The organism is Reinekea thalattae, from assembly GCF_008041945.1.
In the GTDB taxonomy this organism is placed as follows: Bacteria; Pseudomonadota; Gammaproteobacteria; order Pseudomonadales; family Natronospirillaceae; genus Reinekea; species Reinekea thalattae.
The window spans coordinates 403,702-416,495 of sequence record NZ_VKAD01000001.1; the positions used below are offsets into that span (position 1 = coordinate 403,702).

The 12,794-nt window shown below is 40.5% G+C and carries 11 protein-coding genes; 6 read left to right on the top strand and 5 right to left on the bottom strand.

The genetic code is table 11. The features are described from left to right. Together FME95_RS13695 and FME95_RS01905 are read left to right on the top strand one after the other, a co-directional pair. Positions 1-618, top strand: coding sequence for a CatB-related O-acetyltransferase (locus tag FME95_RS13695; protein WP_246109306.1), 618 nt, complete (start codon positions 1-3; stop codon positions 616-618). After that, positions 615-1,589 carry a sulfotransferase domain-containing protein gene (locus FME95_RS01905; RefSeq protein WP_147712642.1) on the top strand — a complete coding sequence of 325 codons (975 nt, stop codon included), beginning with the start codon at positions 615-617 and terminating at the stop codon, positions 1,587-1,589. Before FME95_RS13695 ends, FME95_RS01905 begins: the two co-directional genes overlap by 4 nt. A gap of 294 nt (positions 1,590-1,883) precedes the next feature. Here the strand turns inward: FME95_RS01905 and FME95_RS01910 are convergent, their stop codons facing one another. Then, positions 1,884-3,239, bottom strand: a complete 1,356-nt coding sequence (locus FME95_RS01910) for an undecaprenyl-phosphate glucose phosphotransferase (RefSeq protein WP_147712644.1) — start codon at positions 3,237-3,239, stop codon at positions 1,884-1,886. Between the two features lie 445 nt (positions 3,240-3,684). On the opposite strand from FME95_RS01910, the gene galE reads away from it, so the two are divergent. The 3 genes from galE (at position 3,685) to FME95_RS01925 (ending at position 7,044) form a co-directional block, all read left to right on the top strand. Beyond that, on the top strand, positions 3,685-4,701 hold the full coding sequence (gene galE / locus FME95_RS01915) for a UDP-glucose 4-epimerase GalE (protein WP_147712646.1): 1,017 nt from the start codon (positions 3,685-3,687) through the stop codon (positions 4,699-4,701). Between the two features lie 160 nt (positions 4,702-4,861). Then, complete coding sequence (locus FME95_RS01920; RefSeq protein WP_147712648.1) at positions 4,862-6,151, top strand: O-antigen ligase family protein; 1,290 nt, start codon at positions 4,862-4,864, stop codon at positions 6,149-6,151. A 5-nt stretch (positions 6,152-6,156) separates the two neighbouring features. Further along, on the top strand, positions 6,157-7,044 hold the full coding sequence (locus FME95_RS01925; protein WP_147712650.1) for a glycosyltransferase: 888 nt from the start codon (positions 6,157-6,159) through the stop codon (positions 7,042-7,044). A gap of 64 nt (positions 7,045-7,108) precedes the next feature. Here the strand turns inward: FME95_RS01925 and FME95_RS01930 are convergent, their stop codons facing one another. The 4 genes from FME95_RS01930 to FME95_RS01945 all read right to left on the bottom strand — a co-directional run bounded on the left by FME95_RS01930 (position 7,109) and on the right by FME95_RS01945 (position 11,042). After that, a complete protein-coding gene (locus tag FME95_RS01930) occupies positions 7,109-8,041 on the bottom strand; it encodes a glycosyl transferase family 90 (RefSeq protein ID WP_147712651.1) in 933 nt (310 codons plus the stop codon). A gap of 33 nt (positions 8,042-8,074) precedes the next feature. Beyond that, positions 8,075-9,136, bottom strand: a complete 1,062-nt coding sequence (locus tag FME95_RS01935; protein ID WP_246109354.1) for an LptF/LptG family permease — start codon at positions 9,134-9,136, stop codon at positions 8,075-8,077. Continuing rightward, positions 9,136-10,191 (bottom strand): LptF/LptG family permease, encoded by a 1,056-nt coding sequence (locus FME95_RS01940; RefSeq protein ID WP_147712655.1) that lies wholly within the window; start codon positions 10,189-10,191, stop codon positions 9,136-9,138. Before FME95_RS01940 ends, FME95_RS01935 begins: the two co-directional genes overlap by 1 nt. A gap of 68 nt (positions 10,192-10,259) precedes the next feature. Further along, the gene (locus tag FME95_RS01945; RefSeq protein ID WP_147712657.1) at positions 10,260-11,042 is read right to left on the bottom strand and encodes a hypothetical protein; all 783 of its coding nucleotides are present in this window, start codon (positions 11,040-11,042) and stop codon (positions 10,260-10,262) included. Between the two features lie 372 nt (positions 11,043-11,414). Here FME95_RS01945 and FME95_RS01950 point away from each other — a divergent pair, with 372 nt between their 5' ends. After that, positions 11,415-12,779, top strand: a complete 1,365-nt coding sequence (locus tag FME95_RS01950) for a phosphohexomutase domain-containing protein (RefSeq protein WP_147712659.1) — start codon at positions 11,415-11,417, stop codon at positions 12,777-12,779. The last annotated feature ends 15 nt before the right edge of the window (positions 12,780-12,794 follow it).

The following is a 12,794-nucleotide window of genomic DNA, read 5'->3' on the forward strand; positions in this document are numbered from 1 at the left end:
GTGATTTTTGGTCGACTTACTCGAATTTTTACAAGGCTATACCAATTTTTCTTTTACAATGAGTATTATCGACGTTCTGTTTACTTAGCGCCACGCTCTCGATTAGGTTTAAATACTTATATAGGCGATGGAACCAATATTAATGGACCTTGCTATATTTTCAGTAATAAACAAGCTAGTGTGCGTATCGGAAGGCATTGTGCTATAGCTCATAATTTTAGAGTCAGGACTCGTAACCACTTGGTTTGCTATGCGAATATGCAAGACAAATTACAAAAAATCGTTGGCGGTCCTTCTCTGTCCAGAGATCAAGGAGGTGTTGTCATTGGTCATGGATGTTGGATAGGAGACAATGTAACTATCCTTCCTGGGGTCTGTATTGGTAATGGAGTGGTTATAGGAGCGGGCAGTGTAGTTACCGGGGATATTCCTAGCTACTGTATTGCAGTCGGTACACCAGCTAAGGCCATAAAGAGAAGGTTTTCATTAGAGTTGATTGATCAATTGGAAGATATTAAGTGGTGGTATTGGCCTAAAGAAAAGTTAGAAGAGAATGTAGAGTTTTTTTCGATAGATCTAACTAGTTTCTCAGGTGATTTAAAGAGCATGGTTAAATGATTTATTTTCATGTTGGGTTTCCTAAATCAGGTAGTACGACGCTTCAAAAGAAGCTTTTTGATAAATGTGATCAAATAAATTTTTTAGGACAGTACCCAGTGAGTAATATTGGTTTAGATTCTGAATACATAAAAACCAGTACTCATGATGCTAGTGGTGAAGCAGTTCTTTCATATTTTCATGAGAGTATTTCACACGATAGTGAAATTGCTTTTAAGAAAAAATTTCAGGAGGGCGTTTTTGATTTATCCTCAGTATATAAGAATAATAAAGTTAATGTTTTAAGTAATGAACGTATGGCTTCAAATTTATTTTCTTTCCCGGATCAAGGAGTAAAAGCTCGACGGGTAAAAGAGTGCTTTGACGATTCAAAGATCATAATTGTTATACGTAATCAGTTTGATATTATTAAATCACAGTATCGTGATCATCCGTTTGATCCTAGAAGTTTTAATTGGAAGCGGCGTAGTACTGATATAGATAAATGGGTTGAAATTGATCAAAAGAATCCTAATGGCTTTCTTGCCTCTATTAACTATTTTGATTTATTGAATTATTACGTAGATCTATTTGGATGTGAAAATATCTGCGTTTTATTATTTGAAGATATGATTCATGATTTGGTTGGTTTTTCTAGCAAAATTGGCCGATTTTTAGATATTGGTAGTGAGGAAGTTCATCGGCTTTTAGCTGGTCATCATGAAAATAGTGGTGTATCGGCAGGGCTGAATAAATATCGCCACTATAAAAACTTACTTATCAATATTTTACCGGATGATATGAGAAATAATTATTTTCTTAAGAGTATAGATGTCAAGCTGATGAAGCGATTTCGTGGTGGTCAGAAGATGGCAGTCGATTTTTCTTCTGACACAATTGATTTTATTAGTGGTTTCTATTCGGAGGGAAACTTAGGATTATTTAAAAAATTTGGGTTAGAAGTGGAGAAATATCGATACCCGGGTTTTTAAAATCTAACGTGCCAACTACCCTATTAGTGACGCAACTCTAAATTAGAGTTTTCCAGTTTTAGAGATGCTAAGAGGTAAGCCCTGCGGGGCCCTCTTCCTTTTAGTTGGCCCCTCTAGTTTTTTGCGCCTGCTTAATTGATTCAAAGTAATATTTACTTAAAAACTCTCGATGAAATGAGCCGCTAAATGGTAATTTTTTCATAATGGTCTCCTGAGGTCATGATTTTAGAAACCCCAATTTTGCCTATCTCAGTTTAAGGGTAGCTGACAGGAGTACTATAATAGTGTGTTTTATTAGTAAGCGTTTTTATGCCTTAAAATATATAAAATTGTCAATGTGATAATTTTAATGTCAAACCAAAATGACCAATTGTCAATATAGAAAAGGTCGTGTTCAACTCGTTTTTCCATCTTATCTAATGTATCCGTTTCGCCCCGTAAACCATTTACTTGAGCCCATCCAGTGATTCCGGGTTTTACTTTATGCCGCTTCATGTAGCTTTGTACTAGGTTGGCGTAGTATTCGTTATGTTGAATAGCGTGAGGCCGCGGACCAACAATGCTCATTCTTCCTTGGATGACATTATAAAACTGCGGTAGCTCATCTAAGCTTGTTTTTCTTAAAAAACCACCAATAGGAGTTAGCCGGGAGTCGTTCTTCTTTGCTTGGGTAACTTCATTGTTTTCTTCTTGGTGTACTTTCATTGAGCGGAATTTATAGATTTTAATTGGCTTTCCATCAATTCCATGGCGATGTTGCTTAAATATAACTGGCCCTTTAGAGGTCAGTTTTACAGCAATGGCAATAACTAACATGATAGGTAACAAGCCGATAAAGATTAAACTTCCTAAAAATAAGTCTTCTAGCCGTTTTATTAAGCCTGATGATCCATCTAAGGGGGAGGTGCTTAAATCGATGGTATGCAATCCGACAATATTACCTACTTTATGGTTTAGGAGTCGTAAGTCGCTTAGGTTGGGTACGTAGCGAATGTTTTTTGTACAGTTTTGTAGTTTGTAGTAAAGCTCACTTACTTTCTCACTGTTTTTAATGGAGGCGGTTATCCAAACTTCGTCTGAATCACCCACAAGGTAAAGTAACTCTTGTTCTGTTAATTTACAGGCATCTTTTAAATCTAGAGTCCCACTAATGCGGAACCCAGCCCAATTATAAAGTTTGAACTGGTTTTCTATTTGTGATGCTTTGTCTTTACCGCCAAAAATAAAGACGTTACTTTTATTTCCGCCTTTTGTTCGGCGGATAGCGAGTATGTAATATGCAAATAGTCGAATAGTAATAGCAGAAAGCCAGCTGCCTACTAACCAGGTGCCTAGCCATAAGCGTGAATAGTATTCACCCTGGTGGCTGAATAGGATAAAACATATTAATAAAAGGCTTGATGTTAGCCAGCATGTTGATAGTCGCGAGAAAAGAGAGAAGCCATAATGTCCACGCCATGATTGGTAGATTTTTTGGTGTGAACATATAAGCAACATTATAACGGCGCCTAGGGCAAGGATATTTTTATACTCTCCTTGAAGTTGCCAGGTATTGAATCTCGCCCAGTAGGTAATGTATCCAATAGATGTAACGATTATTAGATCTGCTGCTCTAAAAAATAAGCCAGAGCATTGGGTAGGAGTTTTCATAAAGCTGTTCGCTGGATAGGATGTATTGACTATAACATTAAGAACTATAACCTAATGACAAGCTAGCTTAAACTACTTTGAGTTGTTGAATATCAAAAGATTTATGTATCAAGGTCAGTTAGCTATTGTTGAGGAGCTATTTTGTTGTAAGGTCTGGTTGGGTCTTTTTTTTGGGGGCAGCTTTATATCTGTAATTGGCTGATTCTCTAACTGGAATCGACTTTCTTAGAGCTTCTATTCTATAGTGAGCAAGGCTTTTAGGGTTAATTGGTTTAGTTGATACGACTCTAAGTTAAACTACCTACTCCCATTATTAGGTCAATAGCATCTAGAAATTTGGTCTGTGACACTACTAGTGTAGATAGCTTTATCTATAGTTTATAGAGAATAAATAGTGCTATGTTATTTTAATAGCAATGAAAATTATAAGTTAGGTTGTTGGGAAATGAAAAGAATTCTTGTAACGGGTGGAACGGGGTTTATTGGTAGTCATACGTGTGTAGAGCTATTGCAACAAGGTTATAAAGTGGTAGTGGTCGATAACCTATGTAATTCAAGCCCTGAAGTAGTGAATCGTATTCATGCTATTACGAACCAATCTATCGAGTTTCATAAAGTTGATCTGCTGGATTATGATTCCTTGAGCCAGGTATTCAAGCAGCATAAAATTGATGCCGTGATTCATTTTGCAGGCTTGAAAGCGGTTGGTGAGTCCACAAAAGTACCTCTTAATTATTACCATAATAATCTTACCGGCACATTGACTCTTTTAAGGGTGATGCAGGAGTATTCGGTTTTTAATATGGTATTTAGCTCCTCAGCGACAGTATATGGTGATAAAAACCCAATCCCTTTTGTTGAAACCTTTCCTTTAAGTTCTACTAGTCCTTATGGGCGAACTAAAGTGATGATTGAGCAATTTTTACAAGATGCTCATGCCTCGGATTCGCGATGGAATGTATCTTTACTTCGTTACTTTAATCCAGTTGGCGCTCACCCTAGTGGCTTTATAGGTGAAGACCCAAACGGAGTTCCAAATAACTTGATGCCATTTATTAGTCAGGTTGCTGTTGGAAGAAGAGAAAAACTTCAGATTTTTGGTGATGACTATCCGACTCCTGATGGAACCTGTATTCGTGATTATATTCATGTTGTTGACTTATCTTTGGGTCATATTAAGGCGCTAGAGAAACTAATCGCTAGTACTAAACCTACTGTTGAAGCTTATAACTTAGGCGCAGGCAATGGGTGTAGTGTATTGGATGTAGTCCGAGCGTTTGAAAAATCATCAGGTAAAAAAATAAACTATGATATTGCTCCGCGCAGAGATGGCGATATAGCCGCATTCTATGCAGATACAAAAAAATCATATCAGGAGCTTGACTGGCGTGTTGAACGCTCACTAGATGATATGTGCCGAGATACTTGGAATTGGCAATCTAAAAACCCAAATGGTTATTAATGATTGCTCCTTCAAAAAGGCTGGCTATTAATAGAGAGGCTACTTTATGCCTATTTTATAAATAGCGCCAGGGTTAGGGGGATAGCTTTTGTTATAGTTCGACTATAGGTTAGTTTAAAATGCCTATAGATGTACATGTTTGGAATATAAAGGGGTTTATGTGTTTATTCGAGAGATTGGCGGTGCGCCTAAAGTTTATAAGTGGGCTTGTAGTCTGCTTTTTGTTCACTTTTTAATGCTTTGGCAATTTAGGTATTCGCACGAACTTGCTTTGGTGGTTTTGTTATTTATAGGGCTTGGTTTTACAATGCTAAGTCTTTTACAGCGTAGGCTAGTGTTGAGCCGTACAGAGCGTTGGTTTTTTACTCTGATATGCATCCTCCCTCTTTATACTATGCTGCGGGAATTGTTTGGTGGCCGTTATTCTGCCGATCAATTCGATATATTGTCTCGTTTGATTTTTATTATCCCTGTGATGATATTTCTCATTCGCACTGGTATTAATGCAAAGCTATTGAGCTTTAGTATGTCACTTGCTGTTGTGATTGGTTCGGCAATGACTATTTGGGATGCTTTTCATAATACCGGTCGTCCAAGGCTCAATATGCACGCAATAACCTCGGCAGATTTTATTGTGTACCTCGGTTTTGCAAATCTTATCTTTGTTTATTTAGGGGTGAAAGCTCGCGGCTGGCATGGTCGTTGGCTTACGGCGGTATATGTTGTATTACTATTCGCATTTATACAAATAGTATTAAGTCAGACTCGAGGTTCTTGGTTGGCTGTGCCGGTTTTTTTTGTGGTTTCATGTTTTATGCTCTTTCGGTCTTTGCCTGTGCGCTATTTTTATTTATTGGCTGTAGTTATAGTCATTGTGTTTTCGGTGAGCTATATAGTGCCTGGGTCGCCTTTAAAAAGTAGAACTGATGCAGCGGTAAGTGAATTTCATGATCATATGACGAGTGGTGGCGGGAGAGGGTCAATAGGAGCGAGGCTTGTGATGTGGGAAGTTTCAGTTGCCGGCTTTAAAATACAGCCAGTATTTGGCCTTACTTCGGCTGGGTTAACTCAATTTGAGGAAGATAGCGGGCTGGCTAACTATAATTATAAAAAATACGGTCACCAGCATAATGACTTTTTTGATATTTTAGCAAAGAGGGGGTTGGTTGGTATTGCTTGCTATTTAGCGTTATTTTTTGGGGTGTTTTACGCTTTTAACTGCTATAGCTCAACCGGTTATCGGGAAGCAGGTATTTTGTTAGGTGTTGGCTATTTGGTATTTGGTTTAACTGAAGCAACAACTAATAACTACGCTGCATGGTCACTGTTCTCATCTCAGCTTGCCATTCTATTTGCTGGCGGGCACCGTGAGTGGCTGTTGCAAAACCAGCCTGAGTTATTGAATAAATTTTCAACCTATTGGCCTGATAAGCCAGTCACGCAAGGGTAGCTTAGGTGGCAGTTCAATTCTCCGTTATTCTTTCTGCTTATAACAATTTCGCAGCGCTTAATAGGGCGCTGCCTTTTTGGTTTAATCAAACGTGCTTAGACTTTGAGTTGATCATTGCTGATGATGGTAGTACTCAAGAGCAGATAGCTAGCTTCCATGCCGCTGTTGAGCGGTTGAATAATGCTAATGTATCAGTGAAGCATATCTGGCACGAAGATGAAGGCTTCGATAAATGCGGCATGCTCAACCAGGCCATTCTGGTGGCTAGTGCACCGCGATTGCTTTTTTTAGATGCCGATATGCTGCCGCGTTTTGACCTTGTCGCTAACCATATTTGTTTGCTTAAGCCTGGATTTTTTATAACTGGCGGTAGTCATGTCAATGTTAATGAGGCGGGACAGCAGTTTTTGGCAGAACTAGAGCAGGGTGCTGTTAATAAGGCTAATCAATTAAGTTCGTTATTTGCCAGTAAAGCGTTTGTTGAGCACGGTTTCATTGCTAAAAACAAAGCCAGTCGAGTCAGCACTTTCGGGATACAGGCGAGAGTGAAAGATTTTTTAACGTGGCGTAGCAATGCCTTTACCGGCGCGAATTCTTCTTGTTGGAAGAGTGATGCTCTAAGGGTGAATGGTTTTGATAAAGACTGGGGCTACGGTGGTTTAGATAGAGACTTTGGCATTCGTTTAACAAACGCCGGTACTTCTTCGCGACGACACCAATATTCATTAGTTGCCTTGCATCAAGAGCATGGTAGGCCTTACAGAAAGGCAGATAAGGTTCGCCAAAATAAGGTGATGTTAAAGCAGCGTATGCGTGACAAAGCGATTAAAATTGAAAACGGAATTGATAAACTTACAGAAAAAGAAATCCGAATTATTTGGGCAAATAAGTAGTTCTAGCTATAGCCTTCTATAGTTACTACTGTGCAGTCGTATTTTTTGTTTACTAGCCTAAGGCTTAGCTCATATATCGTTCAAAGTAATTTTTAATGATTAATAGGTTGAGTAACTTCTCGGCTTTATGATCAAAAAATGGTTGCACATGCCTATGTGCATGTTCAATAACTTCTTCCGCTTCTTTTGGATGGCTTAAGTAATACTCTACTTTATCTTCTAAATCCGAGAAATCGTCTGCTACCTCAATATAGTGTTCACCTGCATTTAATTTGCCTTCCATAAACCAGGTTTCATATTTCAGTTTTGGGCTGATTACCAGTGAGTTTGAAGCCATAGCCCATTTTAAATTGGTAGCTACGTCATTACCTTCAATACTAATAATGAATTTATGATCAAGCTGGTTCTGAACGCTCATAAATGGTTTTTTAGGAGGTAAGCTTGGGTAGTCTTTATTTGTTTGGTGTGCGTCAATTAGAGGGTTATTAATATAATTCGCGACTAGTTTACGTCTGTTTTCGTTATGTGCATGGCCACGCCATATAGCGCTGTCGGCTTTTTGGTACCATGTTTTTTTGTCAGCATGAAATGAAAAGTGCCGCAGGGTTGAAATTTTTAGTAATACAGATTGCCAGTTGTTTTTTGAAATTGGACGGCTTTTTACAAAGGTGGGGTTTTCAGGAACTAGGGTTATGTCACCGTATAAAACATTGAATTTATTATGTTTTGGGAAATGATGCAGCAGTGGTGCTAAATCAAAATATTGCAGTGAGTTTTTTTCTAGTTTGAAATCGGCAACAGCTTTATTAAGTTGTAGGCGATCAGGCGAGCTTTTTCTATCTTTTAAATAGTAATCGAGGCGATTCTTTTGCTCAACGTTCAGTTGATTTTCAAAGTTGGCTATTTGACGTTCTGTTATGCTATATGGTGTTGCTTTTGCGAGCTGAGTCAGCATGGCCTTGCGGAGAAAAAAACTAGGGCGTTCTAAATTTAGCATATCAATATCTCAGGATCTTTTTACTCAGTGCAATCAGTAACTTCTTCTCAATAGCGCAACACTGCCAGTCAAGTAAAGCAGATTACTCAGTAGTGTTGCGGCAATCGCGTTCATCTGTAGGATCATCAATGCAGCGCCAATGGTATCCATCATCAGGCCTGCGGTAATACCAATAACAATGGTTTTAAAGGCGGCATCGCCAACCGTTTTTTGTCGAAACGACCCAAATGAAAATGCCAATGCTAATAGCAATGCAGCGCAGTAACGGATGGGATACCAAACTCTATTCCAAAAATCTCGTTGTGTTTCTGAGGTTAGAGTGCCAGCTTCAGCGTCGAATCGGCTGCGTTTAAACAGTTCCGTGAGTGTTAATCGGTCGCTGTATTGTTTCAAGCTGTTAACAACATCAGGAGTGAATAACTCAGTTTGCCAAGTGCTTTGTGGATTAGTTTCCCGGCTGACTGAGCGGGTATCAAAGTTGAGTTCGGTACTGTTTTCTAATATCCAATGGTCTTCATTAAAGGAGGCCATTTTACTGTATTGGGCTGATAATAGATTTTGCTCGCCGTCGGTAGTAAAGCGGCTAATGCCAATGAGCTGGTTGTCGGTGGTAATCAAGTTAATGTTGATGTACTCATTGCCGGTTTTAAACCATTGGCCGCTTAGAGTTGGCGTGCTACGGCCGGTTAGGAGTGCTCGCTCTAATTTTGCACTCTGTGCCAGTGAAGGCCCAAGCCATTGGCCCGAATAGTATAAAAAGGGCAGCATGATTAAGGCAGGCAGCAATAACCGCAGTACTAAGTTGGCGGTTGAGCTGGATATTAATTGAATGCTGGTAAGCTCTTGGTTTTTGTTTAAAGAAGCTACTGTGATCAGTGTGCCAAGCATGACGCAAATATCGATGTATTCATGCAGAAACGACGGCAGCATCATGAGGTTGTATTTAACAGATTTTAATAGCGTGTAGCTTTCGTCAACGCGGCGTGCTGCATCGTCAGCAATGCCGGTGATCAGCAGCAGGCCAGCTATCGAACAGATGACAATGCCGATCATAAAGCTGGTTTGGCGCAGTAGATACCAGTCTAAAATTTTCATCACTGAGCCTTCCTTGCAACAAGGTAATAAGCAACTAACGCCAGTAAGGCAAAGTACCACCAAGGTGATAAAAATAATGCCGCATCCGATTTGGCGAAGGCGCTTTGCACCGTGCGATAACTAAAGTTCGACAGAATATAAAAAAAGATACCGATAGCCATGGCACCAGCTTTGCCGCTGCGCGGTTTAAAACGAGTAAGGGCGACAGCCCACATGCAAAAAACTGGAATAAATAGGCTGGAAATAGAACGATGCAAAACTTCAATTTGATTGCTTCGATCCGCCGTTGCTATCAACTCCTTGCTTGAACTGGAGTAACGTCGTTTTTGTGCCGATTGAGCTTTCGCCTGGTCGATCAAAATATTTAATGCCGAAAACTCACCCTGTTGGCTTTCGCTGTTTTCAGTAAAAGAGAATCGAGTTTGGGTGCCTTGTTGGAATAACAGGTATTGGCCGTTTTCTGAAATGCCGGTTTTGGCGCTATCGGCTAAGATGATGCTCAGTTCACCCTGTCGGTTTGAAGCAGAGAAAACCTGTTTAAGTTGCTCGCTTTGGTTGTCGGCGCCATTAGCGTAGAGTGTGCCGGCTGCACTGGAGATTTGGTTGAAGGTTTTTGCTTGAATAATGTCAGTAATTGGCCGGCTTTTTTGCTGCTCAATGTATTGAGCTAATTCATAGTTAGCTAGCGGAGTTATGTAGTTTTGCAATGCTAGCACAACGGCAATAATAGGTAGGGAAGTCGCCAGTAATAATCGTTTCAAGATATCTTTATCGCTAATGCCTACAGCATGGTAGACCACTCGCTCTAAGTCTTGGCTAAAACGGTTGAGCGTAGTTAAGCAAGCTAAAAAATAAGCTGCAGGAATTATCTCAGGCAGCAAAATAAAAATCTGAAAGCCGATCACATACAAAATAGCATTGCTGCTGTACTGCCGCGTTAATATCTTGGTGAGTGTGTCGCTGAGTTCGGTAGCGATAAGTAAACACAATAAAACCGCCGTAATAGAAAGGCTGGTGATCAGTATTTCTTTGTAAAGGTAGCGGTTTATTTTCATTAGCAATATAAGGTTATTAGTAGTCTTTTATTAGTTCGTTTTTTGAGCTTGATAAGAACAGGTCGTCGTTATTTAAAGCTAACACCATAAATATATTGCATGCCATCGTTTTCTTGGAAGCCAGCAAACCATTGTAGGCTGTTTACATAGCGCAGGTTCATTTTGTGCTCGGCACTTAACGTTAGGTTAGTACGGTTTAAATCTGACTCAACTGCTTTAGTGAAATCCCACCACTTGCTACTAACTTCAAATTTGCGAATAAGGCTTAGCTCTAAAGGTAGGCTGTTTAGCTTGATGGAAAGGCCTGCATTAAGTAAGTCGTTTTGGCCTTCACCGTTATAGACATCTGGGATTTCAGGGCCAAACTGGCCTGTAATATAGGCGAAGGGTGTTTCGATGCCGTGCGTGTAGAATGCATAAAAGCGCACAACATCAGGTTCTAAAGGGCGGTTAGCTGCGGGTTCTGTTACACCGACGGTAAAGGTATTGTGATCTTTGATTTGTACCGTCGTTAGGAAAGCAGGATCGCCAAGCGTGTAGCGATTGTCTTCGTTATCAGCGGTGTTTAAATAGACCCAAGGAACCGAGGCGCGAAATAAGATCTCATCTGAGACGTTTTTTTGCAGCAAAATACGCGGCAAGTCGATTCGGTAGCCGTCGTCATTGCGAATTTCACCACTACCTTCATTGATACCTAATTTGAAGATGACTTCGCCACCTGAGGCCTCATTTTTAACCTGTGATGGCTGTAAAAAGGTATCAGTTAATAGATTGTCGGCCTGAAGGGCGCTACTGATAAGGCTGAATAGGGCGATGGTGCTGGCTTGGCGGAAAAGGTTTGTAGGTATCATAGTGGCTCTGTCTAACGGTAAACGAGATTAAATTAAGCGTATAAACATATTCTTGGTATGCGTAAAAGTTGACCAAGGCTTTATCTGGATCAAAATAATACCCTAATCCATGCTGTTATGCTGAGATTACTTTCAGTCTCTATAAAAAAATATTACCCTACATGGCTTAGTTAAACTATTGATGGAACCCTGTTTATTATTTGCCGCTGTGAGGTTCTGTTAAGCCAGTTTTTATTACGATTAGACTTCGTGTTTGCTGTGGTTACTTGTTTGAGCGCTGCGGTCATCTGTTTAGATTAGAGTAGCTGTTAAACTGCGCTTATTTAAAATTTAAAACTTTCAAATTCAGTTATTTCATATTAAGGAACCCTAATGACGTTGACCTGCTTCAAAGCCTACGATATTCGAGGAGAGTTGGGAGTCGAACTCAATGTGGATATTGCCTATAAGATAGGCCGAGCTTTCGCTTCATTCTTAAAGCCTAAAAAAGTGGTTGTCGGTTGGGATGTGCGAGAAACCTCGCCAGAATTAAAAGATGCCTTTGCTCAAGGTGTTTTAGACTACGGTGCAGACGTGATCGATCTAGGTCTCTGCGGTACCGAAGAGGTGTACTTTGGCACCAAGTTTTTACAGGCCGACGGTGGTTGTATGGTAACGGCAAGCCATAACCCGATTAATTACAACGGCATGAAAATGGTACGTGATGAAGCCAAGCCGATTTCTGCTGATACCGGCCTTAGCGACATTCGTAAAATGGCAGAAGAGGAAAGCTACGATGCCAAAGCTGCTACGCCAGGTACGCTGACCCAGTTGGATAATCGAGCTCACTATGTTGAGCATTTGATGAGCTACATCGATATCGCCAATTTAAAGCCGATGAAAATCGTCGTAAATGCCGGTAATGGTGCCGCAGGTCCAAGTTTGGACGCCATTGAAGCCGAGCTTAAAAAGCGTGGTGCACCGATCAAGTTGATTAAAATTAACCACGAACCTGACTCCAGCTTCCCTAATGGTATTCCAAACCCATTATTGCACGACCAGCAGCCAGTGACGGGCAAAGCCGTGAAAGACCATGGTGCCGATCTAGGTATTGCTTGGGATGGTGACTTTGATCGCTGTTTCTTATGGGATGAGGACGCTAATTTCATTGAGGGTTATTACATCGTTGGCCTGCTGGCGGAAGCCTTTTTGGCGAAGCAGCCGGGCGCTAAAATTGTTTATGATCCAAGATTAACCTGGAATACCCTTGAAATTGTTGAAGCCGCTGGCGGCGAAGCTATCCAATCGGTTTCTGGTCATGCCTTTATTAAAGAGAAGATGCGCTCAGAAGATGCCGTCTACGGTGGTGAGATGTCGGCGCACCATTACTTTAAAGACTTCGCTTATGCAGATTCAGGCATGATTCCTTGGTTATTGGTTGTTGATTTACTGAGCCGTAAGAACACCACCCTTAAAGCCTTAGTGGAAGATCGCATGGCGAAATTCCCAAGCCCAGGTGAAATTAACAGCAAGGTAGCCGATGCCGATGAAGCCATGGCGCGCGTGTTTGAGCAATATAAAGCAGACGCTATTGCCGTTGAGCGAGTGGATGGTCTTTCATTATTCTTTGAAAACTGGCGCTTTAATTTGCGTAAGTCCAATACCGAGCCGGTTATCCGTTTAAACGTTGAAACACGTGGTGACCGAGCATTGATGGATGAAAAGACTCAAGATTTGTTGGCTTTGATTCGTCAATAGTCACTATGAGTCATT